26 protein-coding genes, 1 tRNA gene and 1 pseudogene are annotated in these 23,808 nt (G+C 69.6%); 18 read left to right on the forward strand and 10 right to left on the reverse strand.

What is annotated here, in order from left to right; genetic code table 11:
* Positions 1-2: 2 nt before the first annotated feature.
* A complete protein-coding gene (locus IT40_RS06040; protein ID WP_036751790.1) occupies positions 3-1,259 on the reverse strand; it encodes an aspartate kinase in 1,257 nt (418 codons plus the stop codon).
* A gap of 172 nt (positions 1,260-1,431) precedes the next feature.
* Here IT40_RS06040 and IT40_RS06045 point away from each other — a divergent pair, with 172 nt between their 5' ends.
* Positions 1,432-1,629, forward strand: a complete 198-nt coding sequence (locus IT40_RS06045; RefSeq protein WP_036751852.1) for a hypothetical protein — start codon at positions 1,432-1,434, stop codon at positions 1,627-1,629.
* A 367-nt stretch (positions 1,630-1,996) separates the two neighbouring features.
* Here the strand turns inward: IT40_RS06045 and IT40_RS06050 are convergent.
* The 4 genes from IT40_RS06050 to pdxH form a co-directional block, all read right to left on the reverse strand.
* A tRNA-Pro gene (locus tag IT40_RS06050) sits at positions 1,997-2,073 on the reverse strand.
* Positions 2,074-2,141: 68 nt separating this feature from the next.
* The gene (locus IT40_RS06055; RefSeq protein ID WP_036751792.1) at positions 2,142-2,636 is read right to left on the reverse strand and encodes a DUF192 domain-containing protein; all 495 of its coding nucleotides are present in this window, start codon (positions 2,634-2,636) and stop codon (positions 2,142-2,144) included.
* Positions 2,633-3,226, reverse strand: coding sequence for a cold-shock protein (locus tag IT40_RS06060; protein ID WP_024844983.1), 594 nt, complete (start codon positions 3,224-3,226; stop codon positions 2,633-2,635). The genes IT40_RS06055 and IT40_RS06060 overlap by 4 nt, the downstream gene beginning before the upstream one ends.
* A 131-nt stretch (positions 3,227-3,357) precedes the next feature.
* The gene (gene pdxH / locus IT40_RS06065; RefSeq protein ID WP_036751794.1) at positions 3,358-4,020 is read right to left on the reverse strand and encodes a pyridoxamine 5'-phosphate oxidase; all 663 of its coding nucleotides are present in this window, start codon (positions 4,018-4,020) and stop codon (positions 3,358-3,360) included.
* 83 nt (positions 4,021-4,103) lie between these two features.
* On the opposite strand from pdxH, the gene fabI reads away from it, so the two are divergent.
* From fabI to IT40_RS06085, 4 genes are all read left to right on the forward strand, one after another.
* On the forward strand, positions 4,104-4,931 hold the full coding sequence (gene fabI, locus IT40_RS06070; RefSeq protein ID WP_036751796.1) for an enoyl-ACP reductase FabI: 828 nt from the start codon (positions 4,104-4,106) through the stop codon (positions 4,929-4,931).
* Positions 4,932-4,940: 9 nt separating this feature from the next.
* Entirely contained in the window at positions 4,941-5,543 is a 603-nt protein-coding gene (locus tag IT40_RS06075) for a LysE family translocator (protein ID WP_036751798.1), read from the forward strand.
* A gap of 9 nt (positions 5,544-5,552) precedes the next feature.
* Positions 5,553-6,050: a xanthine phosphoribosyltransferase gene (gpt, locus tag IT40_RS06080; protein WP_036751800.1), complete on the forward strand. Its 498-nt coding sequence runs from the start codon at positions 5,553-5,555 to the stop codon at positions 6,048-6,050.
* Positions 6,051-6,166: 116 nt separating this feature from the next.
* Positions 6,167-6,544: a hypothetical protein gene (locus IT40_RS06085; RefSeq protein ID WP_052095762.1), complete on the forward strand. Its 378-nt coding sequence runs from the start codon at positions 6,167-6,169 to the stop codon at positions 6,542-6,544.
* A gap of 220 nt (positions 6,545-6,764) precedes the next feature.
* Here the strand turns inward: IT40_RS06085 and trpE are convergent, their stop codons facing one another.
* The 4 genes from trpE to IT40_RS06105 all read right to left on the reverse strand — a co-directional run bounded on the left by trpE (position 6,765) and on the right by IT40_RS06105 (position 12,411).
* Positions 6,765-8,267 (reverse strand): anthranilate synthase component I, encoded by a 1,503-nt coding sequence (gene trpE, locus IT40_RS06090; RefSeq protein ID WP_036751802.1) that lies wholly within the window; start codon positions 8,265-8,267, stop codon positions 6,765-6,767.
* Positions 8,267-10,219: a peptidylprolyl isomerase gene (locus tag IT40_RS06095; RefSeq protein ID WP_052095763.1), complete on the reverse strand. Its 1,953-nt coding sequence runs from the start codon at positions 10,217-10,219 to the stop codon at positions 8,267-8,269. The genes trpE and IT40_RS06095 overlap by 1 nt, the downstream gene beginning before the upstream one ends.
* Before the next feature lie 123 nt (positions 10,220-10,342).
* A complete protein-coding gene (locus IT40_RS06100) occupies positions 10,343-11,518 on the reverse strand; it encodes an aminotransferase (RefSeq protein ID WP_036751806.1) in 1,176 nt (391 codons plus the stop codon).
* A gap of 11 nt (positions 11,519-11,529) precedes the next feature.
* Positions 11,530-12,411: a hypothetical protein gene (locus IT40_RS06105; RefSeq protein ID WP_036751808.1), complete on the reverse strand. Its 882-nt coding sequence runs from the start codon at positions 12,409-12,411 to the stop codon at positions 11,530-11,532.
* 165 nt (positions 12,412-12,576) lie between these two features.
* Here IT40_RS06105 and IT40_RS06110 point away from each other — a divergent pair, with 165 nt between their 5' ends.
* From IT40_RS06110 to IT40_RS06170, 13 genes are all read left to right on the forward strand, one after another.
* Complete coding sequence (locus tag IT40_RS06110; protein WP_036751810.1) at positions 12,577-13,167, forward strand: anthranilate synthase component II; 591 nt, start codon at positions 12,577-12,579, stop codon at positions 13,165-13,167.
* The gene (gene trpD / locus IT40_RS06115) at positions 13,164-14,201 is read left to right on the forward strand and encodes an anthranilate phosphoribosyltransferase (protein WP_036751813.1); all 1,038 of its coding nucleotides are present in this window, start codon (positions 13,164-13,166) and stop codon (positions 14,199-14,201) included. Before IT40_RS06110 ends, trpD begins: the two co-directional genes overlap by 4 nt.
* Positions 14,194-14,862, forward strand: a complete 669-nt coding sequence (locus IT40_RS06120; protein WP_036751815.1) for a uracil-DNA glycosylase — start codon at positions 14,194-14,196, stop codon at positions 14,860-14,862. The genes trpD and IT40_RS06120 overlap by 8 nt, the downstream gene beginning before the upstream one ends.
* Positions 14,863-14,871: 9 nt before the next feature.
* Positions 14,872-15,663 (forward strand): indole-3-glycerol phosphate synthase TrpC, encoded by a 792-nt coding sequence (gene trpC, locus IT40_RS06125; protein ID WP_036751817.1) that lies wholly within the window; start codon positions 14,872-14,874, stop codon positions 15,661-15,663.
* Complete coding sequence (moaC, locus tag IT40_RS06130; protein WP_036751819.1) at positions 15,660-16,133, forward strand: cyclic pyranopterin monophosphate synthase MoaC; 474 nt, start codon at positions 15,660-15,662, stop codon at positions 16,131-16,133. Before trpC ends, moaC begins: the two co-directional genes overlap by 4 nt.
* A gap of 11 nt (positions 16,134-16,144) precedes the next feature.
* The gene (locus tag IT40_RS06135) at positions 16,145-17,317 is read left to right on the forward strand and encodes a molybdopterin molybdotransferase MoeA (protein ID WP_036751821.1); all 1,173 of its coding nucleotides are present in this window, start codon (positions 16,145-16,147) and stop codon (positions 17,315-17,317) included.
* A 111-nt stretch (positions 17,318-17,428) separates the two neighbouring features.
* Positions 17,429-18,127, forward strand: a complete 699-nt coding sequence (gene lexA, locus IT40_RS06140; protein ID WP_036751856.1) for a transcriptional repressor LexA — start codon at positions 17,429-17,431, stop codon at positions 18,125-18,127.
* A gap of 103 nt (positions 18,128-18,230) precedes the next feature.
* On the forward strand, positions 18,231-19,388 hold the full coding sequence (locus IT40_RS06145) for a D-alanyl-D-alanine carboxypeptidase family protein (protein ID WP_036751823.1): 1,158 nt from the start codon (positions 18,231-18,233) through the stop codon (positions 19,386-19,388).
* A gap of 13 nt (positions 19,389-19,401) precedes the next feature.
* Positions 19,402-20,001: a dTMP kinase gene (gene tmk, locus IT40_RS06150; RefSeq protein ID WP_036751825.1), complete on the forward strand. Its 600-nt coding sequence runs from the start codon at positions 19,402-19,404 to the stop codon at positions 19,999-20,001.
* Positions 20,002-20,012: 11 nt separating this feature from the next.
* Positions 20,013-21,095 (forward strand): DNA polymerase III subunit delta', encoded by a 1,083-nt coding sequence (locus IT40_RS06155; RefSeq protein WP_036751828.1) that lies wholly within the window; start codon positions 20,013-20,015, stop codon positions 21,093-21,095.
* 12 nt (positions 21,096-21,107) lie between these two features.
* Positions 21,108-21,905 (forward strand): TatD family hydrolase, encoded by a 798-nt coding sequence (locus tag IT40_RS06160; RefSeq protein WP_036751830.1) that lies wholly within the window; start codon positions 21,108-21,110, stop codon positions 21,903-21,905.
* Complete coding sequence (locus IT40_RS06165; RefSeq protein ID WP_036751832.1) at positions 21,902-22,702, forward strand: MBL fold metallo-hydrolase; 801 nt, start codon at positions 21,902-21,904, stop codon at positions 22,700-22,702. The genes IT40_RS06160 and IT40_RS06165 overlap by 4 nt, the downstream gene beginning before the upstream one ends.
* Positions 22,699-23,643 carry an AEC family transporter gene (locus tag IT40_RS06170; protein WP_036751834.1) on the forward strand — a complete coding sequence of 315 codons (945 nt, stop codon included), beginning with the start codon at positions 22,699-22,701 and terminating at the stop codon, positions 23,641-23,643. Before IT40_RS06165 ends, IT40_RS06170 begins: the two co-directional genes overlap by 4 nt.
* 36 nt (positions 23,644-23,679) lie before the next feature.
* Here the strand turns inward: IT40_RS06170 and IT40_RS29945 are convergent.
* Positions 23,680-23,808 (reverse strand): annotated as a pseudogene (locus IT40_RS29945) (ABC transporter permease); the annotation flags it as partial.

Raw genomic sequence — 23,808 nt, forward strand, 5'->3', positions numbered from 1 at the left:
ATTCAGGGCTTTTCCAGTTCGAAGGCATCATGCAGCGCCTGAACCGCCAGTTCCATATACTTGCGGTCGATCAGCACCGAAATCTTGATCTCGCTGGTGGAGATCACCTTGATGTTGATGTTTTCATCGGCCAGCGCCTTGAACATGCGCGCGGCGACCCCGGCATGGCTGCGCATGCCGATGCCCACGACCGAGACCTTGGCGACCTCGGTGTCCACGACCAGGTCGTCATAGGCGATATGGCCGGCGGCCTTGGCATCCTCCATCGCCTTGCGGGCGCGGGCGACCTGGTTCACCGGGCAGGAAAAGGTCATGTCGGTCACCGAGCCGGGGTGATCCTCGTAATCCTTTTCCGAGATGTTCTGGACGATCATGTCCACGTTCACGCCGGCCTCGGCCAGGGGCGCGAAGATCGCGGCCGAGATGCCGGGGCGGTCCTCGACCGTGACCAGGGTGATCTTGGCCTCTTCGCGGGAATAGGCGACGCCGTTGACGACTTTCGATTCCATGATTTCATCCTCATCGCAGACCAGGGTGCCGCTGTTCTCGTCGGTTTCCTCGAACGAGGACAGCACCCGCAGGCGGACCTTGTAGCGCATCGCCAGCTCGACCGAGCGGGTTTGCAGAACCTTGGCCCCCAGGCTGGCCAGTTCCAGCATCTCCTCGAAGGCGATCTTCTTCAGCTTGCGCGCCTTGGAGGTGATGCGCGGATCGGTGGTATAGACCCCGTCCACGTCGGTATAGATGTCGCAGCGCTCGGCCCCGAAGGCGGCGGCGAAGGCGACGGCGGTGGTGTCCGAGCCGCCCCGGCCCAGGGTGGTGATGCGGTTGTCGGTGCCAAGCCCCTGGAAGCCCGCGACCACGGCCACGCGCATGCCTTCGGCGAATTTCTGGTCGATGTTCTGGCGCGGGATGCTGACGAAGCGCGCCGCCGAATGCTGCGAGGTGGTGTTGATCGGCACCTGCCAGCCCTGCCAGCTGCGCGCGGGCACGCCCAGCTCCTGCAGGGTCAGCGCCATCAGCCCGGCGGTGACGTTCTCGCCCGAGGCGACGACGGCGTCGTATTCGCGCGCGTCGAACAGCGGCGAGGTCGCCTCGACCCAGCCGACCAGCTCGTTCGTCTTGCCCGACATGGCGCTGACGATGACGATCACGTCATAGCCACGCTCGACCTCGCGCTGAACCTTCAGCGCTGCGTTCTTGATGCGGTCCAGGTCGGCAACCGAGGTGCCGCCGAATTTCATCACCAGAAGCGGCATTCCCTTGCCCCCAGCATCACCAGTTTTCAGGGGGGCCTTCTAGGGTCGGGACGGGAAAAGAACAAGGGGCGGCAGGCGTTTCCCGAACTTTCCGGTGCATTATTTTGCCCGTCCCGCCGCCAGCGCGGCCGGGATCTTGAAGCGGCGGGCGCGGGGCCGCAAAAGGGCGGGCATGAAAGTGACGCATGACGAATCCACCTTTACGCTGACCGGCAAGATCTGGTCGGCCACCTATCCGCTGGAGGAACTGCCGAAATGGCTGGCCTTCTATCGCGGCCGCAAGGCGCGCTTTCCCAAGGCCGGCAACAGCTACGACGCCACCATCGCCGCGCTGGAGCAGCTGGAGCGGCAGCTTGCCGCCAAAAGCTAGGCACCGCGGCGGTCGCGCCAGCGGCTATGGATGGTCTCGCAATGGGCCGTTTCGGAAAAGATGCAGTCCATCAGCGCCATGAAGGCGCTGCGCCAGGGCGACGGCGGCTGACGATAGACGCGCGAGCAAAGCGGCTCTGATTGCTGTCCCCCAAGTGTCCGGTTGATGCAGACGGACGCGCTCCACCAAGCGTTCATGAGAACCTCGCATACTCATCAAAACACCTTCGATCAGACGAATGTGACGCCTTGAAAACAACGGGACGCCCATCCAGTCATGAAGCGGCGCTGATGCGGCAAAGTCACGCTGGCTTTTTCGGCAGGAATCCGCCGAGGCGGCTGCCGGACCCGTGCGGGAAAGCAGGAAGTGGTCGGGGCGAGAGGATTCGAACCTCCGGCCTACGGTACCCAAAACCGTCGCGCTACCAGGCTGCGCTACGCCCCGGACCTGCCGCGCTGTCTAGCGGCTGACCGCGCGGGGGGAAAGGGAAAACTGACGCGCCGCCCGCGCCTTCAGTCGCAGGGCGCCAGCGCATCCTGCTGCGGCAGGCGCGGATGCGACAGCACCATGCCGGGATGGATGCCCAGCCGCGCCGCGTCGCCGCCGCGCACCTCCAGCACCATCAGCCGCTCGGGCGCGGGATCGCCGGGCGCGGCGCCGGGAATCGCCGTCTCGTCCAGCGGCCGGGCCATGGGATGGACGTGACGCACCTCGCCCCGCGCATCGATGAAGATCATGTCCAGCGCGATCTGCGTGTTGCGCATCCAGAAGCTGACCGGCTGCGGCGATTCGTAGATGAACAGCATGCCCTGCCCCGCCGGCAGGTCGCGGCGGAACATCAGGCCCCGCGCGCGTTCCTCGTCGCTGTCCGCGATCTCGACCGCGATCTCGACCGGCTTCCCCCGACCCTGGAACAGCGCCCGGTCGGGGTGGCAGGTGGCCGCAAGGGCCGGTGATTGATTTATGACAAGAAGAGCAAGAACAACCGAAACGGCCCGCAACTTCATACCGCGCCCGCGACCAGCCGCAATTTAGCGAGCGCGGCCGCTCCCCCCGGCTGTGTCTGCCGCGCCTCGATCGCGGCTTTCTCCCAGGACAGGATTTGTGCGGCCATCATCCCCCGCCGGCCATCGACCACGCGCAGCGCGATCGCCTCGCCCACGGCCAGATCGGCAAAGCCGGAATGGCGCAAGACCTCGACATGCAGGAACACATCGGCCTTTTCGGCGAAGATATTGGCAAAGCCGAAGCCCTTGGCCTTGTCGAACCATTTCACCCGCGCCGGCAGCAGCGGCAGCTGCGCGATCTCTTCCGGCGTGGCCGAACACAGATCGGCGATGGCGGGCATCGGCTCGCTGGCGGGCGGCGTGATCTCCAGCACCTCGACCGCCTGCATGCCGCGCGGCGTCTTCTGGATGATGGCAACCACATGAGAGCCCTCGGCAACCGAGCTCTGGCCGAAATTCCTCAGCACGTTGGCGTGCAGAAGAATGTCGGCGCCACCCTCGGGATCGGTCAGGAAACCGAAGCCCTTGCTGCCATCGAACCATTTCACGACGCCCGCAATCTTGCGCTGTTGCTCGTCGTCTTCTTCCATGTCGTCCTGTCACCCGTTAGAAAACCAGAAACCACCCGAAACTCCGGTCCCGCGCCCCTCGATCCCGTCTGAACGAAGGTGGAGCCGGATTGGTCAGGTTTTCCATACCATGGATAAATCGCGAACCCGCATCAAGGGCTAAGACGGCAGACTTGCCATAAACTTTGAATAATTTCTTGACTATTGTCCTCTGCCTCGCAGTTTTTGCCGGAAAAACCTCGTTTTGTCCAACGAAAACGGTCATGCAGGCGGAAGGCGCCATCGGCCCAGAACTCGATCTGGACCGGGTGGATTCGATAGCCGCCCCAATGCGGCGGGCGTGGCGGATTCAATCCAAGGTTGATTCCCAGCCGCGCCACATCGCCCATCAGCGCGCCGCGGCTGGCCAGCGGCCGGCTTTGCCGCGAGGCCCAGGCGCCGATGCGCGACTGCAAGGGACGCGAGGCGTAATAGGCGTCGGCCAGGTCGGATTCGACGCGGGTGACGTTGCCGCGCACGCGAATCTGCCGGCGCAGGGACTTCCAGTGCATGACGAAGGCGGCGACCCCGGTCGCCTCGATCTGGCTGCCCTTGGCGCTTTCGTGATTGGTATAGAAGACGAAGGAGCCCTCCGTCCCCGCGCCCTCGATATCCTTCAAAAGCACCATGCGCACATCGGGCATGCCCGCGGCGTCGACGGTGGCCAGCGCCATGGCGGTGGGGTCGTTCGGCTCGGTCCTTTCGGCCTCGGCCAACCAGCTGCGGGCGATGGCAAAGGGGTCGTCGCCCGCGAAAATTCCGCTGCGGTCGCTCATGGCTGCCTGCTTACCGACACTTGATGCCTCCATGCACTTGTCCTAATCCTGCTGAAAACCGAAGAAGCGCGAGGGGCAGCATCATGTCAAGTGACGGCGGGAATGGGCTGATGAAGGGTCGCCGCGGCCTCATCATGGGCCTGGCGAACGACAAGTCCATCGCCTGGGGCATCGCCAGGGCGCTGGCCGAACAGGGTGCCGAGCTGGCCTTTTCCTATCAGGGCGAGGCGTTGAAGCGCCGGGTCGAGCCGCTGGCCGCGCAGATCGGCTCGGACCTGCTGGCCGAATGCGACGTGGCCGACGAGGCCTCGGTCGACGGGCTGTTCGCGACCATCGCGGAGCGCTGGGACAGCCTGGACTTCATCGTCCATGCCATCGGCTTTTCCGACAAGGAGCAGTTGCGCGGCCGCTATGCCGACACCACGCGCGACAACTTCCTGATGACCATGGACATCTCGGTCTATTCCTTCACCGCCGTCGCGCGCCGCGCCGCCGCGATGATGCCGAACGGCGGCGCCATGCTGACCCTGACCTATTACGGGGCCGAGCGGGTGATGCCGCATTACAACGTCATGGGCGTCGCCAAGGCCGCGCTGGAGGCGTCGGTGCGCTACCTGGCCGAGGATTTCGGCAAGGACGGCATCCGCGTCAACGCCATCTCGGCCGGGCCGATCAAGACGCTGGCCGCCAGCGGCATCGGCGATTTCCGCTATATCCTGAAATGGAACGAGCTGAACTCGCCCCTGCGCCGCAACGTCACCATCGACGATGTCGGCAAGTCGGCGGTCTATCTTTTGTCCGACCTGGGCTCGGGCGTGACGGGCGAGACGCACCACGTCGATTCCGGCTATCACATCGTCGGCATGAAGGCCGTGGACGCCCCCGACATCGCCACCACGAAAAAGGACTGATCCCCCGCGATGAGCGCCGAACAAGTCATCGCGCTTGTCTCGGCGCTGACGCTGGCGATCCTGACGCCGGGGCCGGCAATCATCGCCACGGTGCAGACCGCCTTCCTGCATGGCCGCGCCCGCGCCCTGCCCTATGCGCTGGGGCTGGCCACCGGCGCCTCGCTGTGGTGCCTTTTCGCCCTGGCCGGCCTCGCGGTGCTGTTCCGGCTGCACCCGGCGCTGTTCGTCGCGCTCAAGATCTTCGGCGGCTTCTACCTGCTCTGGTTCGCCTGGGCGCTGTGGCGCGCCTCGACCCTGCCGCTGCCGCCGGCGGCGGGCGGCGCCAGCAAGGGCTTCTGGGGCGGGATCGCGCTGAATCTTTCCAATCCCAAGCCCGCGCTGTTCTATGCCGCGCTGATCCTGTCGGTCTTTCCCGAGCCGATGGGGATCGCGCGCCAGGCGCTGATCTATGGCATCTGCCTTGCGACCGAGCTGTTCTGGTATGCGCTGGTCGCCGTTCTGATGTCGACAGCCGTCATGCGCGCGCGCTATTTTGCGGCAAAGTTCTGGATCGACCGGGCCGCCGGCATCGCCATGGCGCTGCTGGGCCTGCTTCTGATCGTCAACCACTAAGGAGCCAGCATGAACGATCGCCTGCCCCATGAACGCGGATTCCACATCAGCTGGGACCAGCTGCACCGCGACGCCCGCGCGCTGGCCTGGCGGCTCGAGGATCGCCCCTGGCGCGCGATCCTGGCCATCACCCGCGGCGGGCTGGTGCCGGCGATGATCGTCGCACGCGAACTTGACGTGCGGGTGATCGACACGATCTCGGTCAAGTCCTATCGCGGCAAGGGCGGGCAGGAACGCGGCGAGGTCACGGTGCTGAAGGCCCCCGACCCGGCGGTGATGCTGGACGGCGACGGCATCCTGGTGGTGGACGACCTGGTCGATTCGGGCCGCACGCTGGAACATGTGCGCACCATGTATCCCAAGGCGCATTTCGCCACCGTCTATGCCAAGCCCAAGGGCCGGCCCATGGTCGAGACCTATGTGACCGAGGTCAGCCAGGACACCTGGATCTTCTTTCCCTGGGACATGGCGCTGCAATACGTCCAGCCCTATCGCGGCGAGGACTGACCCCACGCGGCATGGCGCGGGCAGTCCTTCGGGATTGCCGCGGACATGCTTGTGGCGCATCATCGAATAGTGGGCCGGACACGGCCCGCCGTCCCAGGGGAGTCCCGATGCGACCGATGCTGCTTGCCGCGCTGCTGCTGCTGCCGATGCCGGCCGTCGCCTTCACGGCCCGCAACGGCATGACCGTCACGCAGACCGGCCCGGCCGAGATCGCGGTCGCCTACCAGCCGCGACGCGAAGACACCGACTATTGGTGTGCCGCCGGCGATTATGCGCAGCGCGCCCTGGGCCAGCCCGGCAAGACCCGGATCTGGCGCGCCACACCCAAGCCGCGCGCGGCGGGCCAGGGGATCGTCTTTACCCTCGATCCGGCGCGAAAGGCGGAAGGGGCCGGCTTGTCCGCGTTCGGTTCGGGACCGCGCGACGGCTCGCTGCCCGTGGGGATGGCGGTGGGGAATTACTGCCGCACGGACATTCCCTTTTGGCGGGACTGACCGCTCCTGCCGCATTCCGGCGCAGCGGGGCCGACCACCTGCCCGGCCGGACCACCCACCGGCCTCCGCCAGCCGCCTTGGCACACCAGGGATCGCGGGCGGGGGGGAGCACGCCGGCAGCAACCGTGCCCTATTCCGGCGCAGCGGCGCCGGTCCGCCAGCTGCCTTGCCAGGCCAGGCATCACGGGCAGGATTTGAGCCCGCCGGCGGCAGCCGCGCCCTATCCGTTCCCGCGCACGAAACGCGCCGCTTCCTCGGCCGCGCGGCGCAGGGCGCGGCTCTTGTTCACCGTTTCCATGAACTCGGCCTCGGGGTCGCTGTCATAGACCACGCCGCCGCCGGCCTGGATGTAAAGCTGCCCGTCCTTGATCACGCCGGTGCGCAGGGCGATGCACATGTCCATCTCGCCATTGGCGGCGAAATAGCCCACGCCGCCGGCATAGACGCCGCGCTTCTCCGGCTCGAGCTCGTCGATGATCTCCATCGCCCGGACCTTGGGCGCGCCCGAGACCGTGCCCGCCGGCATCCCCGCCAGCAGCGCCGACAGCGCATCCTCGCCCTCGTTGAGTTCGCCCACCACGTTCGAGACGATATGCATCACATGGCTGTAGCGCTCGATGGTGAACTGCTCGGTCGGGTGGACCGTGCCGATGCGCGCCACCCGGCCCACGTCGTTGCGGCCCAGGTCCAGCAGCATCAGATGCTCGGCCAGTTCCTTCTGGTCGGCCAGCAGGTCGGCCTCCAGCGCGCGGTCCTCGTCGGGCGTGGCGCCGCGCGGGCGGGTGCCGGCGATGGGGCGGATCGTCACCTCGCCCTCGCGCAGCCGCACCAGGATCTCGGGCGAGGCGCCGACGATCTGGAAGCCGCCGAAGTTCAGGAAGAACATGAAGGGCGAGGGGTTGGTGCGCCGCAGCGCGCGGTAAAGCGCAAAGGGCGGCAGCGGGAAATCCATCGCCCAGCGTTGCGAGGGCACCACCTGGAAAATGTCGCCGGCGCGGATGTATTCCTTGGCCTTCTCGACCGCCGCCAGATAGGCGGGCTTGCTGAAATTGCTGCGCAGCTCGCCGATCTTCAGGTCGTGGCCCAGGGCGCGCGGCTCGCTGGGCTGGCGGTCCAGCGCGCGCAGCGCCTCCATCACCCGCTCGGCGGCCTGGGCATAGGCGGCGCGGGCGGGCGTGTCCGCGTCATGCCAGGCGGGGGCGCAAAGCAACACCTCGCCCTTGACCCCGTCCAGAACCGCAACGACCGAGGGGCGCATCATCATCGCATCGGGCAGGCCCAGGGGGTCGGGGTTCACGTCGGGCAGCCGCTCGACCAGGCGGATCATGTCATAGCCGAGATAGCCGAAAAGCCCCGCCGCCCCCGCCGGGACGCCGTCCGGCATGTCGATGCGGCTTTCCGCGATCAGGGCGCGCAGGCTGTCCAGCGCCGGGCGGTCGTCGCCCGCGAATTCGTCGGAATAGCGCGCGTTGCGGTTGATGCGGGCTTGGCCGTCGCAGCATTCCCAGATCAGGTCGGGCTTCATGCCGATGAAGGAATAGCGGCCGCGAACCTCGCCGCCGGTGACGCTTTCCAGCATGAAGGAATTGGGCGCGGCCTCGGCCAGCTTCAGCATCAGGCTGACCGGCGTGTCCAGGTCGGCCGCCAGCCGGATGGTCAGAAGCTGGTTGCGCCCCTCGGCCCAGCCGCGTTCGAATCCGGCGAAATCGGGGGTGATCTCCATCACTGGACCTGCGCGTTCACCGCATCCACCGCGGTCTGGTTCAGCGTCACGCCGGCCTGCGCCTGAAGCGCGCGGGTGAAATAGTCGAAGACGTCCTGGCGCAGCGAATCCGCCAGCCGGGCCGAGATGCCCTCGCGGATCTGCGCGGCCTCGTCTCCCTCGGTCTCGGCCGGGTGGATCCGGTCCAGCGTGACCAGGAAGACCCGGTTCTCGGCATCGACCACCTCGGTCGCGCCTTCCTCGGCGATCTCGAAGGCCTGGGCCACCACGTCCTGCGGCACGCCGTTGATGAAACCGCCGCGGGCAAGGTTGGTCGCGGGCGTGCCGGGATCGGGGACGGGCTTCTCGGCCGCCGGAGCGGGGCTATCGGTCCCGGTCCCGGTCGCGGCGGCGCCGAGGGCCTGGGCGACCGGCGCGGTCGCCGCCGCCGGGGCCGGCTCGATGCCGGTCTCGGCGGCCGCCTCGGCCTCGACGCGGCGCTCCTCGGCCAGGGCGAGCAGCAGGCGATGGGTCTCGTTGCGCGCCCAGTCCTCGGCCACGCGCTCGCGCACCTCCTCGAAGGGGATCAGCGCCGGCGGCTCGATCTCGTCCAGCCGCATGGCGAAGACGCCGCCGTCGCCGGTCTCGAACAGTTCGGGAAAGTCCTTCTCGGTCAGCTGCGCCGCGCGCTGGCGGAATTCGGGATAGGCGTCGATGCCGTTCGGATCGGCCTCGGCGCCCTGGCTCCAGTCGATGCGGCCCAGCTGCATCGGCGTGTCCTGCGCCATGTCCTCCAGCGCGGCGCCGCCGGCCAGCAGGTCGGCGAACTCGCCCGAGCGTTCCTCGATCTGGCGGCGGGCGCGGTCCACCGCGGCCTCGAGCCGCAGGTCGTCGCGCGCCTCCTCGAAGGGAATGTCCAGCGGCTCCAGGATCGCGTTCATCGAGAACAGCGCCGGCCCCAGGTCGGAACCGGCCGGGCCGGCGACGCCGGGCTCTTCCAGCGCAAAGACCGCCTCGCCCGCGGCGCCCAGCTCGGCCTGGCTCACCTCGCCCAGGTCGATGTCGGCCAGCGTCAGCCCGCGCTCGGCGGCCAGCTGCTCGAAGGTGATCTCGCCGCGGTCGATGCGCGCCTTGGCTTCCTCGGCCGCGGCCCTGGTCGGAAACACCAGCCGCTCGACCATGCGGCGCTCGGGCTGCTGGAATTCCTCGATCCGGTCCTGGTAAAGCTCGCGCAGCGCCGCCTCGTCGACCTCGACCTCGCCCTCCAGCATCTCGGGGGTCAGCCAGACATAGGTGATCCTGCGGATCTCGGGCGCGGTGAAGCGGTCGGCATTGGCCTTGTGCCAGGCTTGCAGCGTGGGCTCGTCCGGGGTGGCGACCGGCGCGGGCAGATCCTCGGCCGTCAGTTCGCGCCAATGGATGTCGCGCGTCTCCAGCAGCCAGCCCTGGGTCTGCGCCACCACCGGCTCGGGCGCGCTGACCCCGGCCAGCGCCGCGTCCTGCAGGATCAGCCGCGCCATGTCCATGCGCAGGTCATGTTCGAACTCGGCCTCGCGCATCCCCTCGCGGCGCAGCGCATCGGCATAGATGGCGCGGTCGAACTGGCCGTTCAGCCCGCGGAAGGCGGCGATGCCGGTGATCTGCTCGGCCACCGCCTGGTCACCGACCGAGACGCCCAGCCGGTTCGCCTCGGCCTCGAGCGCCGCGGCGGTGTAAAGCCGCGCCAGCGCCGCCTGGTCGACGCCGATGGCCTTGGCCTCGGCGGCGCTGATCTGCCGGCCGGTGCGGGCGGAAAAATCCTGCATCTCGGCGCGCAGGGTGCGGGCATAGTCCTGGGCCGAGATCTCGACATCGCCCACCGCGCCGATGTCGGCCGAGCCGCCCGAGAAATTGGTGACGCCGAAGCCGCCCAGCCCCAGGACCAGCATGCCCATCAGCAACCAGACGATGGTCGATTTGCCCTTGCCTCGCATCTTGTCGCCGTGCCCCGCCATTGTTCTTGTCAGTCAGCGCAAGTCTTTAGGGTGCCGAGGCCCCGGCGGCAAGGGCCGCGACGCCGCGCCGCCTTTACCGCAGATCACAATCCGGTCGGCCGGTCAGGGCCGGAACGCCTCCAGCCGGCGCATCAGCGCGGCGATGCCGTCCCGGTCGGCGTTGGCGAAGGCGATGCGGACATGGCGCGCGCCCTGCGCATCGCCCTCGGGCATGAACATGGTGCCGGGCAGCAGCAGGACCCCCGCCTGATGTAGCAGGCGCTGCGCCAGCTCGGGCGAGGGCATGTCGAACGGATGCTCGGCCCAGGCGAAATAGGCGCCGCAGCCCTTGACGCGCCAGCCGGGAAGCCGCGCCATGCCCTCGGCCATGGCGGCGCGGCGGGCAAGGATCTCGGCCCGCTCGCCCGCCAGCCAGGTGCGCAGGTTCGCCATGCCCCAGGCCGCGCCGATCTGGCCGATCTGGCCGGCGCAGATGGCGACGGTGTCGAGGAACTTCTCGATCTCGGCCAGGCGCGCCGGGCTGGCGATCAGCGCGCCGACGCGATGCCCGGTCAGGCGATAGGCTTTCGAGAAGCTGTAGAGATGGACCAGCACCTCGCCCCAGTCGGGATCGGCGAACAGGTCGTGCGGCGCGCCCTCGCGCGCATCGAAGTCGCGATAGGTCTCGTCCAGCACCAGCGCCAGCCCGCGCGACCGCGCCAGCTCGGCAAAGGCGCGCAGGGTCTCGGCCGGGTATTCCGCCCCCGAGGGGTTGTTGGGGCTGACCAGCACGATGGCGCGGCTGCGGTCCGTGACCAGCCTGGCCGCCTCGGCCGCATCCGGCACCATGTCCCCGCCGCAGCGCAGGGGAACGGTGCGGATGCCCTGCATGTCGAGCCACATCTTGTGGTTGAAATACCAGGGCGTCGGCAGGATCACCTCGTCCCCCGGCCCGGCCAGGCTCTGGATCGCGGCGCAGAAGGCCTGGTTGCAGCCCTGGGTGATCGCCACCTCTTCGGGCCGGATGGTGCCGGCATAGGCGCGCGACCATTCGCGGGCCACTGCCTCGCGCAGTTCGGGACGGCCCAGCACCGGGCCATAGAGATGCGCGTCGGGCCGCTCCAGCGCCGCCTGGGCCATGGCGCGGCGCAAGGGCTCGGGCGGCGGCTCGACCGGCGCGGCCTGGCTGAGGTTGATCAGCGGCCGCTCGGGCGGAAAGGTCAGTCCGGCAAGCCAGCGCCGCGCCTCCATGACGGGCGGGCGAAAGGTCGCGGCAAGGGCGGGGTTCAGCGGCAGCATGGCGACGGGCCTCAGTCGGTCAGGCGCAGCGCACCGAAATCGGGCGGCGTGGACAGGTCGAGGCCCGCACCGGCTGCGGGCCGGACAGGCTCGCCGCCCTGCCCGCGCGCGGTGTCTTCGGGCGCGGCGGAAGGCTCTGCCATGCCGGGCGCCCCCTCGGGCATTGTGGCGGCAGGCGGCGAAGGGCGCGCGTTCCCGGCCGGCTGCGTCCCGTTGGAAACGGCAGATGCATCGGGCGTCGCTTGGGGCTGCGCCTCGGGCGCTGGGACGGCGGGCAGCGACGGCAGCGCGGACCCGGCCGGTTGGGGCATCGTGTCGGCGGATGCCGCGTCCGCTCCAAGGGCAGGGGCTGGCGAAGCCGGCTGCGTCCCGGTGGAAACGACAGGTGCCTCATGCGCCGCTCGGGGCTGCGTCTCGGGCGCCGGGGCCGGCAGGGCGCGTTCGGGGGCGCGGTCCAGCGCGGGCACCACCACCTGGCCGGGCGGCGGCACCGGGATCGGCGCCTCGCCCGCCGGATCGGGCAGGTCGATGGGATCGGCCTCGGGCAGGGCGATCTCGGGCGCGGCGGGGCTTTCGGCGGGCGCAAGCGGGCGCAGCCCGGCGGGATCGGCGGGCGCCGGGGCGGTTTCGTCGGCCGGACGCGGCGCCAGCGGGGCCAGGGCGGGACGCGGCGCCCCGGCGGCAAGCGGCGCCGGGGCCTGCGGCTGCATGTCGCTGGCGCGCGAGAACTCGGACCCCGCCGGGACCGACAGCGTCTCGGCCGCGGGGCCCTGGCCAACGGCGGCGGGCGCCTGCGGATGCGGCGGCTGCGGCAGCGCCAGCGACAGCCCGACCAGCGCCGCGCCGCAGGCCAGCGCGCCATGAACCAGACCCGTCGCGAACCCTCTTGCCATGCCCTTGCCCAGCCCCTGCCCCCAATGCCGCGCCGCATGCCCCCCGGCGCCGTTTTTCTTGCCTCGCGCTCTTGACCCGCGGCAAGGCTTTAGCCCATCTATAGCCGCAGAATTTCCGGGGTTCACCCCCCCAATGCAAGGCGCTCCAGCCGGAAGGCCCAGACCATGATCCTGCTCATCGACAATTACGACAGCTTCACCTGGAACCTCGTGCATTACATGGGCGAGGCCGGGGCCGAGGTCGTCGTCCGCCGCAACGACGCCTTGTCCGTCGAAGAGGCGCTGGGGATGGGCGCGCAGGGCATCGTGATCTCGCCCGGCCCCTGCGATCCGGCCCATGCCGGGATCATCGTGCCGCTGATCCGCGCGGCGGCGGACAAGGGCGTGCCGCTGTTCGGGGTCTGCCTGGGCCACCAGGCCATCGGCGAGGCCTTCGGCGGCAAGGTGGTGCGCGCCGGCCGCATCGTGCATGGCAAGACCGACGCGATCAGCCATGACGGGACCGGGGTGTTCGCCGGCCTGCCCTCGCCGCTGACCGCGACGCGCTATCATTCGCTGACGGTCGAGCCGGAAAGCCTGCCCGAATGCCTGCGCGTCACCGCCACCGCCGCGGACGGCACGATCATGGGGCTGATGCACCGGACCCTGCCGGTCGAGGGCGTGCAGTTCCATCCCGAAAGCATCGCCTCGGAACACGGCCACGACATGATCCGCAACTTCCTGCGCCGCTGCTCGAACCTGGACCGCGCCGCATGAGCGCGGCGACCGACATCCGCCCGCTGATCGGCCTGGCCGCCAGCCGGCCGCTGACCGGGACCGAGGCCGAGGCGGCCTTTGGCGCGCTGTTCGAGGGCGCGGCCACCCCCGCCCAGATCGGCGGCCTGCTGATGGCCATGCGCGTGCGCGGCGAGACGGTCGAGGAGATGGCCGCCGCCACCCGCGCCATGCGCGCCCGCATGAACCGCATCCAGGCGCCCGAGGGCGCGATGGACATCGTCGGCACCGGCGGCGACGGCAAGGGCACGCTGAACATCTCGACCGCCACCGCCTTCGTGGTCGCGGGCGCGGGCGTGCCGGTTGCCAAGCACGGCAACCGCAACCTGTCCTCGAAATCGGGCTCGGCCGATGCCATCACCCATCTGGGGCTGAACGTGATGGGCACGCCCGAGATCGCCGAGGCCGCGCTGGCCGCCACCGGCATCTGCTTCATGATGGCGCCGGTGCATCATCCGGCCATGCGCCATGTCGGCCCGGCGCGGGCGGAACTGGGCACGCGGACGATCTTCAACCTGCTGGGGCCGATGACCAACCCCGCCTCGGTCAGGCGGCAATTGACCGGCACCTTCGACCGGGTCTGGAACCGGCCCATGGCCGAGACGCTGCGCGAGCTTGGCTCGGAATGCGCCTGGCTGGTGCATGGCGGCGACGGCACCGACGAGATCTCGATCGCCGAGCCGACCTGGGTGGCGCAGCTCAAGGACGGCGAGATCACCGAGTTCGAGATCTCGCCCGAGGATGCCGGCCTGCCCGTCCATCCGTTCGAGGCGATCCTGGGCGGCGATCCGGCGCAGAACGCCGCGGCACTACGGGCGCTGCTGGGGGGCGCGCCGGGCGCCTATCGCGACGCCGTGGTGCTGAACGCCGCCGCCGCGCTGCTGATCGCCGGCAAGGCCGCCTCGCTGCGCGAAGGGGCCGAGATCGCCCGCGATTCGATCGACAGCGGCAAGGCCAGGGCCAAGCTGGCCGCGCTGGCCGCCGAAGTGGGCGCGCCGGCCGAGCCCCATGGCTGAGGGCATCCCCGTTCCCGCCGCCTGGGCCGAACTGCCGTTCTTTCGCCAGGACTGGCCGGCCATCGCCGCCCGCCTGCGGGACCGCGACTGGCTGCCCGGCCCCGCCCGCGTCTTCGCCGCGCTGGAGCTGACCCCGCCCGAGCAGGCCCGGGTGGTGATCCTGGGGCAAGACCCCTATCCCACGCCGGGCCATGCCAACGGGCTGGCCTTTTCGGTCACGCCGGAAACCGCCCTGCCGCGGTCGCTGAAAAACATCTATGCCGAGATGCGCGACGATCTGGGCACCGCCCCGCCGAACGGCGACCTCAGCCATTGGGCGCGGCAGGGGGTGCTGCTTTTGAACACCTCGCTTTCCGTGCTGCCCGGACAGGCCGGCGCCCATGCGAAATGGGGCTGGGAGAAGCTGGCGCGCCAGGCCGTCGCCCGCGCCCAGGCCGAACGGCCGCTGGCCTTCATCCTCTGGGGTGCGCATGCGCAAAAGGCGCTGGCCGGGCTGCCGCGGCCGCAGGACCTGGTGATCGAAAGCGCCCATCCCTCGCCCTTGTCGGCGCGGCGCGGCTTCTTCGGCTCGCGCCCCTTCGGCCGGGTGAACGACTGGCTGCGGTCGCGGGGCGAGCCGCCAATCGACTGGGCCCTTTCCGAAACCGCCACCGCGGGGTAAACCGACGCCATGGATATTCTCGACCGCATCAAGGCCTACAAGCTGGAAGAAATCGCCGCCGCCAAGGCCGCCCGCCCGCTGGCCGGGGTCGAGGCCGCGGCCCGTGCCGCCACCCCGCCGCGCGGCTTTGCCCGCGCGCTGGAGGGCAAGGCCGCGACCGGCCATGCGCTGATCGCCGAGATCAAGAAGGCCAGCCCCTCCAAGGGTCTGATCCGCCCGGATTTCGACCCGCCCGCGCTGGCCCGCGCCTATGAGGCCGGGGGGGCGGCCTGCCTGTCGGTGCTGACCGACGCCCCGAGCTTCCAGGGCGCGCCCGAGTTCCTGACCGCCGCGCGCGATGCCTGCGACCTGCCGGCGCTGCGCAAGGATTTCCTCTACGATCCCTACCAGGTGGCCGAGGCCCGCGCCTGGGGCGCCGATTGCATCCTGATCATCATGGCCTCGGTCGACGACGCCCTGGCCGCCGAGCTTGAGGACGCCGCCTTCCACTGGGGCATGGACGCGCTGGTCGAGGTGCATGACCGCGCCGAACTCGACCGCGCGCTGCGGCTGAAATCGCCGCTGATCGGGGTGAACAACCGCAATCTCAAGACCTTCGAGGTCAGCCTGGACGTGACGCTGGACCTGGCGCCGCATGTGCCCGCCGATCGCGATCTGGTCTGCGAAAGCGGGCTGTTCACGCCTGCCGACCTGAACCGCATGGCCGAGGCCGGGGTCAGGCGCTTCCTGATCGGCGAAAGCCTGATGCGCCAGCCCGACGTGACCGGCGCCACCCGCCAGATCCTGGGTCTTGCGGCATGAGCCTGACGCATTTCGACGCCCAGGGCCAGGCGCATATGGTCGATGTCTCGGACAAGCCCGAGACCGCGCGCGAGGCGGTGGCCGAGGGCGTGGTGATCATGGCGCCCGAGACGCTGGCCCTGGCGCAGGGCGGCGCGGCCAAGGGCGACGTGATGGGCGTGGCGCGGCTGGCCGGGATCATGGGCGCCAAGCGCACCGCGGACCTGATCCCGCTGTGCCACCCGCTGCCGATCACCAAGGTCTCGGTCGACCTGGCCGCCGACCCCGCCCTGCCCGGCATCCGCGTCACCGCCACCGTCCGCACCGCCGGCAAGACCGGGGTCGAGATGGAGGCGCTGACCGCCGTCTCGACCGCCTGCCTGACCGTCTATGACATGCTCAAGGCCGCGCAGAAGGACATGCGGATCGAAGGCATCCGCCTGCTGTCCAAGACCGGCGGCAAATCCGGCCCGTTCCGCGCCGCACCCTGAAGGGGGAACCCATGATCAGCGTCGAAGAAGCCCGCGCCCGCGTCCTGGCCCTTGCCCCGGCCCCCGAGCCCCGGCAGGTCGCGCTGGCCGATGCGCTTGGCCGCGCCATGGTCGCGCCGGCGCTGGCCCGGCTGACGCAGCCGCCCTTCGACGCCTCGGCCATGGACGGCTATGCGCTGCGCTCGGCCGACCTGCCCGGACCGCTGGCGGTGATCGGCACCGCGGCCGCCGGCCAGCCCTGGCAGGGCGAGGCGTCCCCCGGCAGCGCCATCCGCATCTTTACCGGCGCCCCGGTTCCCGCCGGCTACGACCGCGTGGTCATGCAAGAGATGGTCACGCGCGACGGCGACCGGATCACCGTCGCCGAGCCCGGCGGCAACCCCAACATCCGCCCCAGGGGCAATGATTTCGCGGAGGGCTCGGAATTCCTGCCGCGGCGCCCGCTGCGCCCCGCCGACCTGGCGCTGCTGGCGGCGATGAACGTGCCGCAGGTGACGGTCGCGCGCCGCCCCCGCGTCGCCGTCCTGGCCGGCGGAGACGAGTTGGTTCCTCCCGGCTCGGATCCCGCGCCGGGCCAGATCATCAGTTCGAACGACCTCGCCATCGCCGCGCTGGCGCGCGAGGCCGGGGCCGAGCCCCTGGTCCTGCCGCTGGCCCGCGATACCGAGAAAAGCCTGCGCGACCGCTTTGCCCAGGCCGAAGGGTGCGACCTGATCGTGACCATCGGCGGCGCCTCGGTCGGCGACCACGACCTGATCGGCAAGGTCGCGGCCGACCTGGGCATGGAGCGCGCCTTCTACAAGCTGGCGATGCGGCCCGGAAAGCCGCTGATGGCCGGCCGCATCGGATCGGCCGCCATGCTGGGCCTGCCGGGAAATCCCGTCTCTGCCGTGGTTTGCGCGAAACTCTTCATGCAGCCGCTGATCCGCGCCATGCAGGGCCTGCCGCCGGGGCCCGAGCCCCTGCAGGCCACGCTTGCCCGCGAGCTGCCGCCCGAGGGCGACCGCCAGCACTACCTGCGCGCCCGGCTTTCGCCCGGTGACGGCCTGCCGGCGATCGAGCCCTTCGCCGACCAGGATTCCGCCCGGCTCTGGCTGCTGGCCGAGGCCGACGCGCTGCTGATCCGCCCCGCCCACGACCCGGCCCGACGGGCGGGCGAGCGCATGGACTACCTGCCGCTCTAGCCCGGTTAACCGGACATTTACCCGAATCGTCATAGTGATTGACGCATGGGACGGGGCGCGCTAGAACATTCTATGAACATGATGGCGGCCGCAGCAGATCGGGGGCAGAGCATGCTGACGAAGAAACAGATCCAGCTTCTTGAATTCATTCAGGCGCGGATGGCTCGCGACGGGGTGCCGCCCTCGTTCGACGAAATGAAACTCGCGCTGGACCTGCGCTCGAAATCGGGAATACATCGCCTCGTGACCGCCCTTGAAGAACGCGGGTTCATCCGCCGCCTGCCGCATCGCGCCCGCGCGCTGGAAATCGTCCGCCTGCCCGACAGCCTCAGCAAGGGTTCCGGCTTCCAGCCCCGCGTGATCGAAGGGGTCGTCCCCGACCGCCCCGCGCCCCTGCCGCGCGGCGCCATGGAAATCTCCGTCTCGGCCATCGAACTGCCGGTGATGGGCCGCATCGCCGCCGGCGTTCCGATCGAGGCGATTTCCGAGGTATCGCATCACATCGCCGTGCCCGGCTCGATGCTCTCGGGCCAGGACCGCCATTACGCGCTGGAAGTGCGCGGCGATTCGATGATCGAGGCCGGGATCAACGACGGCGACGTGGTGGTGATCCGCGAACAGGACACGGCCGAGAACGGCGACATCGTCGTGGCGCTGGTCGAGGGTTTCGAGGCGACGCTGAAACGCTATCGCCGCAAGGGCGGCATGATCGCGCTGGAGGCCGCCAACCCCGCCTATGAAACCCGTGTCCTGCCCGAGGACAAGGTCCGCGTCCAGGGCCGGCTGGTGGGGTTGATCCGCAGCTATTAGGCCGCGCGCCGTTCACTTGCGCGGCACAGGCCGCCGGGCGGCGTTGCGGGTCTTGGCCCGCTGGGATAACCATGGGCCAAAGGCGACAGGTCAAGGATAATCCATGCGCGCTCTGACGTTCCGCATCTTCGCTCTGGCCATGCTGCTTGCGCTGCCGGCGCAGGCCTTCGACACCACGGCCCGCGCCGCCTGGGTCTATGACGTGGCCACCGGCACCGTGCTGATGGAAAAGAACGCCGACGAGCCGCTGCCGCCGGCCTCCATGTCCAAGCTGATGACCCTGAACATGCTGTTCGAGGCGCTGCGCGACGGCCGCGTGGCGATGGACACGACCTTCCCGGTCTCGACCAAGGCCTGGCAGATGGGCGGGTCGAAGATGTTCGTCGAACCCGCCGACCGCCCTACGGTCGAGGATCTGATCCACGGCATCATCATCAACTCGGGCAACGACGCCTGCGTCGTGGTGGCCGAGGGGCTGGCGGGAACCGAGGAAGCCTTTGCGCGGCTGATGAACGAACGCGCCCGGCAACTCGGCATGACGAATTCGCATTTCGTCAATTCCTCGGGCTGGCCGGACCCCCGGCACCGGATGTCGATGCACGACCTGGGCCTGCTTGCTACCCGGCTGATCACCGAATTCCCGGACCTCTACAAGAATTTCGCCCTCACCGAATACAACTACAAGGGCCGGGTGCCCTCGAATGCCAGCAACCGCAATCCGCTGCTGCGGCTGGGAACGGGCGACTGGAAGGCCGACGGGCTGAAGACCGGCCACACCCAGGAAGCGGGCTACGGGCTTGTCGGCTCGGCCGTGCAGGGCGACCGGCGCATCGTCTTCGTCATCACCGGCCTGCCCAGCGAAAAGGCCAGGGCCGAGGAATCCGAGCAGATCGTGAACTGGGCCTATCGCCAGTTCACCATGCGCACCATCATCCCCAAGGACGAAATCGTGGTCCAGGCCCCGGTCTGGCTGGGCGACAAGAGCCGCGTCGGCCTGACCACCAAGGACGGGGTCCGGGTGCTGATCCCCGCCGGCTCGCATGCAGGCGTAAAGGCCGAGGCCGTGTTCAACGGCCCCATCGAGGCGCCGATCGCCCAGGGCGACCAGCTGGGCGAGCTGATCGTGGACATCCCCGGCGCCGGGCAATCGCGCCTGCCGCTGTTCGCCGCCAGCGACGTCGCCCGCACCGGCGTGCTGGGCCGCATGCAAAGCGCGGCCTTTCGCCTGGGCGAAAGGGCCGTCCAGGCGGTGCGCAACTGACGCCGCGCCCGCCATGTTCATCAGCTTCGAGGGCATCGACGGATCGGGAAAGTCCACCCAGGCGCGGCGGCTGGCGCAAGCGCTGAACGCGCGCGGCACCGAAACGCTGCTGACCCGCGAACCCGGCGGCAGCGCCGGCGCCGAGGAAATCCGCCGCCTTCTGGTCGAGGGCGGCGGCGAGCGCTGGTCCCCCGAAACCGAGCTGCTGCTGTTCACCGCCGCCCGCCGCGACCATGTCGAGCGGCTGATCCGGCCGGCGCTGGAACGGGGCGCCTGGATCGTCACCGACCGCTTCGCCGATTCCAGCCGGGTCTACCAGGGCCTCGCCCGCGCCGACCTGCGGCAACTGGTCGAGGAACTGCACCGGCTGACCATCGGCATCGAGCCCGACCGCACCTTCATCATCGACATCGACCCGGCGGTGGCATTGGCCCGCGGCCAGGCCCGCGGCGGGGCCGAGGACCGCTTCGAAACGCTGGGCCTGGGCTTCCAGCAGAAACTGCGCGCAGGCTTCCTGGCCCTTGCCGCCGAGGCGCCCGGACGCATCCGGGTGATCGACGGCCGCGGCAGCGAGGACGAAGTTGCCGCCCGCGTTCTGGCCGCCCTGACATGAGCAGATCCGGCATGAACGACGAGCCGCTGCCCGAACCCGACCGCGTGCCGGGCGCCCCCCATCCCCGCGATGCGGCCCGCATCATCGGCCAGGACGCCGCGGTCGCGGATTTCCTGGCCGCCGCCCAGGCGCATCGGCTGCATCATGCCTGGCTGATCTCGGGCCCGCGCGGCACCGGAAAGGCCACCCTGGCCTGGACCGTCGCCAAATGGCTGCTGAGCGGCGCCGCGACGCCCGACCTGACCACGCCGCAGGACGATCCGACCGTCCGCCGCATCCGGGCGCTGTCCGAACCGCGGCTGCACCTGGTCCGGCGCCCGGTCGATGACAAGACCCTGCGCCTGCGCGCCGAGATCACCGTGGACGAAATCCGCCGCCTGCAGGGCTTTTTCCACATGAGCGCGGTCGAGGGCGGGCGCCGCGCCGCCATTATCGACGCCGCGGACGAAATGAACCAGGCCGCCGCCAACGCGCTGCTGAAACTGCTGGAGGAGCCGCCGCAGCATGCGACGCTGCTGCTGGTCGCGCATCAACCGGCGCGGCTGCTGCCGACGATCCGCTCGCGCTGCCGCGAATTGCGGCTGCACCCGCTGAGCCCCGAGGACATGGGCCGGGTGCTGCACGACCTTGGGCTCGACCACGACGCGGCGCGGCTGGCGGCGCTGTCCGGCGGCTCGATCGGCGAGGCGCTGCGGCTGGCCGGCCAGGACGGGCTGGCGCTTTACCAGCGCATCACCGGGCTTTTCGCCGAATATCCGCGCATGGACCGCCGCGCCGCCGCCGCCCTGGCCGATCTGGCGGCGGGACGCGCAGGGGCCGAGGGCGATCCCTTCGACCTGGTCGTGACCCTGCTCGACCGTTTCCTGACCCGCGCGGCGCGCACCGGCCTTTTGGGCGCCCCCCTGCCCGAGGCGGCCGAGGGCGAGGCCGAGGTGCTGGGCCGCGTCGCCCCCGACCCCGCGGCGGCACGGCTTTGGGCCGCCGCCCAGGCCGAGCTGTCGGCGCGGGCCCGCGCCGGGCGGGCGGTCAACCTTGACCCTTCCGCGCTGGTGTTGGATATGCTGGTCGGGCTTGCGAACCAGCCCGCCGTCTGACGGAAACCGATCATGCCCGAATCCGATCTTCCCATCCTGGTGGACAGCCATTGCCACCTGGACTTCCCCGATTTCGACGGCCAGCAGGCCGAGCTGGTCGCCCGCGCCCATGCGGCGGGCGTCACCCGCATGGTGACGATCTGCACCCGGCTGCGCAACGAGCCCGCCGTGCGCGCCATCGCCGAGGCGCATCCGGGCGTCTTCTATGCCGCCGGCACCCATCCGATGCATGCCGCCGAAGAGCCGCTGGCCACGGTCGAGGAACTGGTGGCCCTGTCGCGCCATCCGCGTTTCGTCGGCATCGGCGAGACCGGGCTCGACTATCACTATACCGCCGACAGCGCCGCCGTTCAGGCCGAAAGCCTGCGCATCCATATCGAGGCCGCGCGCCGCACCGGCCTGCCGCTGATCGTGCATTCCCGCGATGCGGACGAGGACATGGCCCGCATCCTGACCGAGGAACATCGCGCCGGCGCCTTCACCGGCGTGATGCATTGCTATACCAGCGGGCGCGAATTGGCGCGGGTGGCGCTGGACCTGGGCTTCTACCTGTCCATGTCGGGGATCGCGGCCTTCCCGCGCTCGACCGAGATCCGCGAGATCTTCGCCGCCGCCCCCGCCGACCGCATCCTGGTCGAGACCGACGCGCCCTACCTCGCCCCGCCGCCCCATCGCGGCAAGCGCAACGAGCCGGCCTTCGTCGCCCATACCGCAAAGGTCGGCGCGGACCTGCTGGGCATGACCCAGCACGAATTCGCCAGCCTCACCACGCTGAACTTCGAGCGGTTGTTTCGCAAGGCCGCGGCATGATCCGCGCCACCGTCCTGGGCTGCGGCTCCTCGGGCGGCGTGCCGCGGCTGGGCAATCGCTGGGGCGAATGCGATCCGGCGAACCCGCGCAACCGCCGCCGCCGCTGCGCGCTCCTGGTCGAGCGCTTCGGCCATGACGGGGTGACGCGCCTGCTGGTCGACACCGGGCCGGACCTGGTGCCGCAGCTGCTGGACGCGGATGTCGCGGAACTGGACGCGGTGGCCTATACCCATGCCCATGCCGACCATATCCACGGCATCGACGACCTGCGGCAGATCGTCTTCAACATGCGCCGGCGGATGCCGGTCTGGGCCGACCTGCCGACCGCGGCGGCGCTGAAAACCCGCTTCGGCTATATCTTCGAGACGCCGCCCGGTTCCTCCTACCCGCCGATCTGCGATTTGCAACCGATCCGTGGCCCCTTCGCCATCGAGGGCGCGGGCGGCAGCATCGAACTTGCACCCTTCGAGGTCAACCACGGCGACATGAACGCGCTTGGCTTTCGCATAGGCGGGGTCGAGCAGAGCCTGGTCTACCTGCCCGACGTGCTGGCGATCCCCGAGGACGCCTGGCCGACGATCATGGGCTGCGAGGTGTTCATCTGCGACGCGCTGCGGCGCATCCCGCATCCCAGCCACGCCCATCTGGCGCTGACGCTGGAATGGATCGCGCGTTCGGGCTGCGCGCGGGGGATCCTGACCAACATGCATGTCGACCTGGATTACGACGCCATGATGCGCGAGACGCCCGAGAATGTGGTGCCCGCCCATGACGGGATGCGGATCGAGCTGATATGACCGCACTTTTCGACGTCATCCTGCCGGTTTTCCTGGTGGTTGGCTTCGGTTATCTGGTCTGCTGGCGCAAATGGCTGACCGAGGTCGCGGTCGATGGCGTCATGCGCTTTGCCCAGAACTTCGCCCTGCCGGTGCTGCTGTTCGGCGCCATCGCCGGGCTGGACCTGGGCGCGAACTACAACCCGCTGCTGCTCCTGGCCTTCTACAGCGGCGCGCTCTTGTCCTTTGCACTGGGAACCATCCTGGCGTTTCGCTGGCTCCGGCGGCCCATCGAGGACGCCATCGCCATCGGCTTCGTCTGCCTGTTCTCGAACTCGCTGCTGCTGGGCGTGCCGATCACCGAGCGCGCCTATGGTCCCGAGGCGCTGCTGGGCAATTTCACCATCATCTCGCTGCATTCGCCGCTGCTTTACACCTTCGGCATCACCGCGATGGAATTCGCCCGCGCCCGTGGCCAGGACCTGTCGGTCGGCGGGGTGGCCCTGCGGGCGCTGTCGGGGGTGCTGCATACGCCGCTGGTCATCGGCATCCTTTGCGGCTTTGCCGTGAACCTGCTGACCCAGGCCGGGCTGGTCCTGCCCGAGGGTTTCTGGGCCGCGGTCAGGATGATGTCCAGCGCGGCGCTGCCGGCAGCGCTGTTCGGGCTGGGCGGCGTGCTATACCGCTATCGCCCCGAGGGCGAGGCGCGGGCCATCGCGCTGTGCTGCTGCATTTCGTTGCTGCTGCATCCGGGCGTGACCTTCGGGCTGGGCAAGCTGTTCGCGCTGAGCGTGGCCGAGATGCGCTCGGCGGTGATGACGGCCGCCATGCCGCCGGGGGTCAACGCCTATCTTTTCGCGTCGCTTTACGGGGTTGCCAAGCGGGTTTCGGCCTCGACGGTGCTGATGGCGACGGGGTTGTCGATGCTGTCGGTCTGGTTCTGGCTCGGCGCCCTGCCCTGATGCGCAAACGCCGCCCCGAAGGGGCGGCGTCCGGTTCTACCTTGGGGTCAGGCCCCTGAGCCGTTCCGAGCGCCTGCGGAGCAGCTCGACGGTGGTGAGCAGCGCGATGGAGAAGATGACCAGCAGCGTGGCGACGGCGAGGATGGCGGGCGAGATCTGCTCGCG

Origin of the sequence: Paracoccus versutus, from assembly GCF_000763885.1 — a bacterium.
Lineage (GTDB): Bacteria > Pseudomonadota > Alphaproteobacteria > Rhodobacterales > Rhodobacteraceae > Paracoccus > Paracoccus versutus.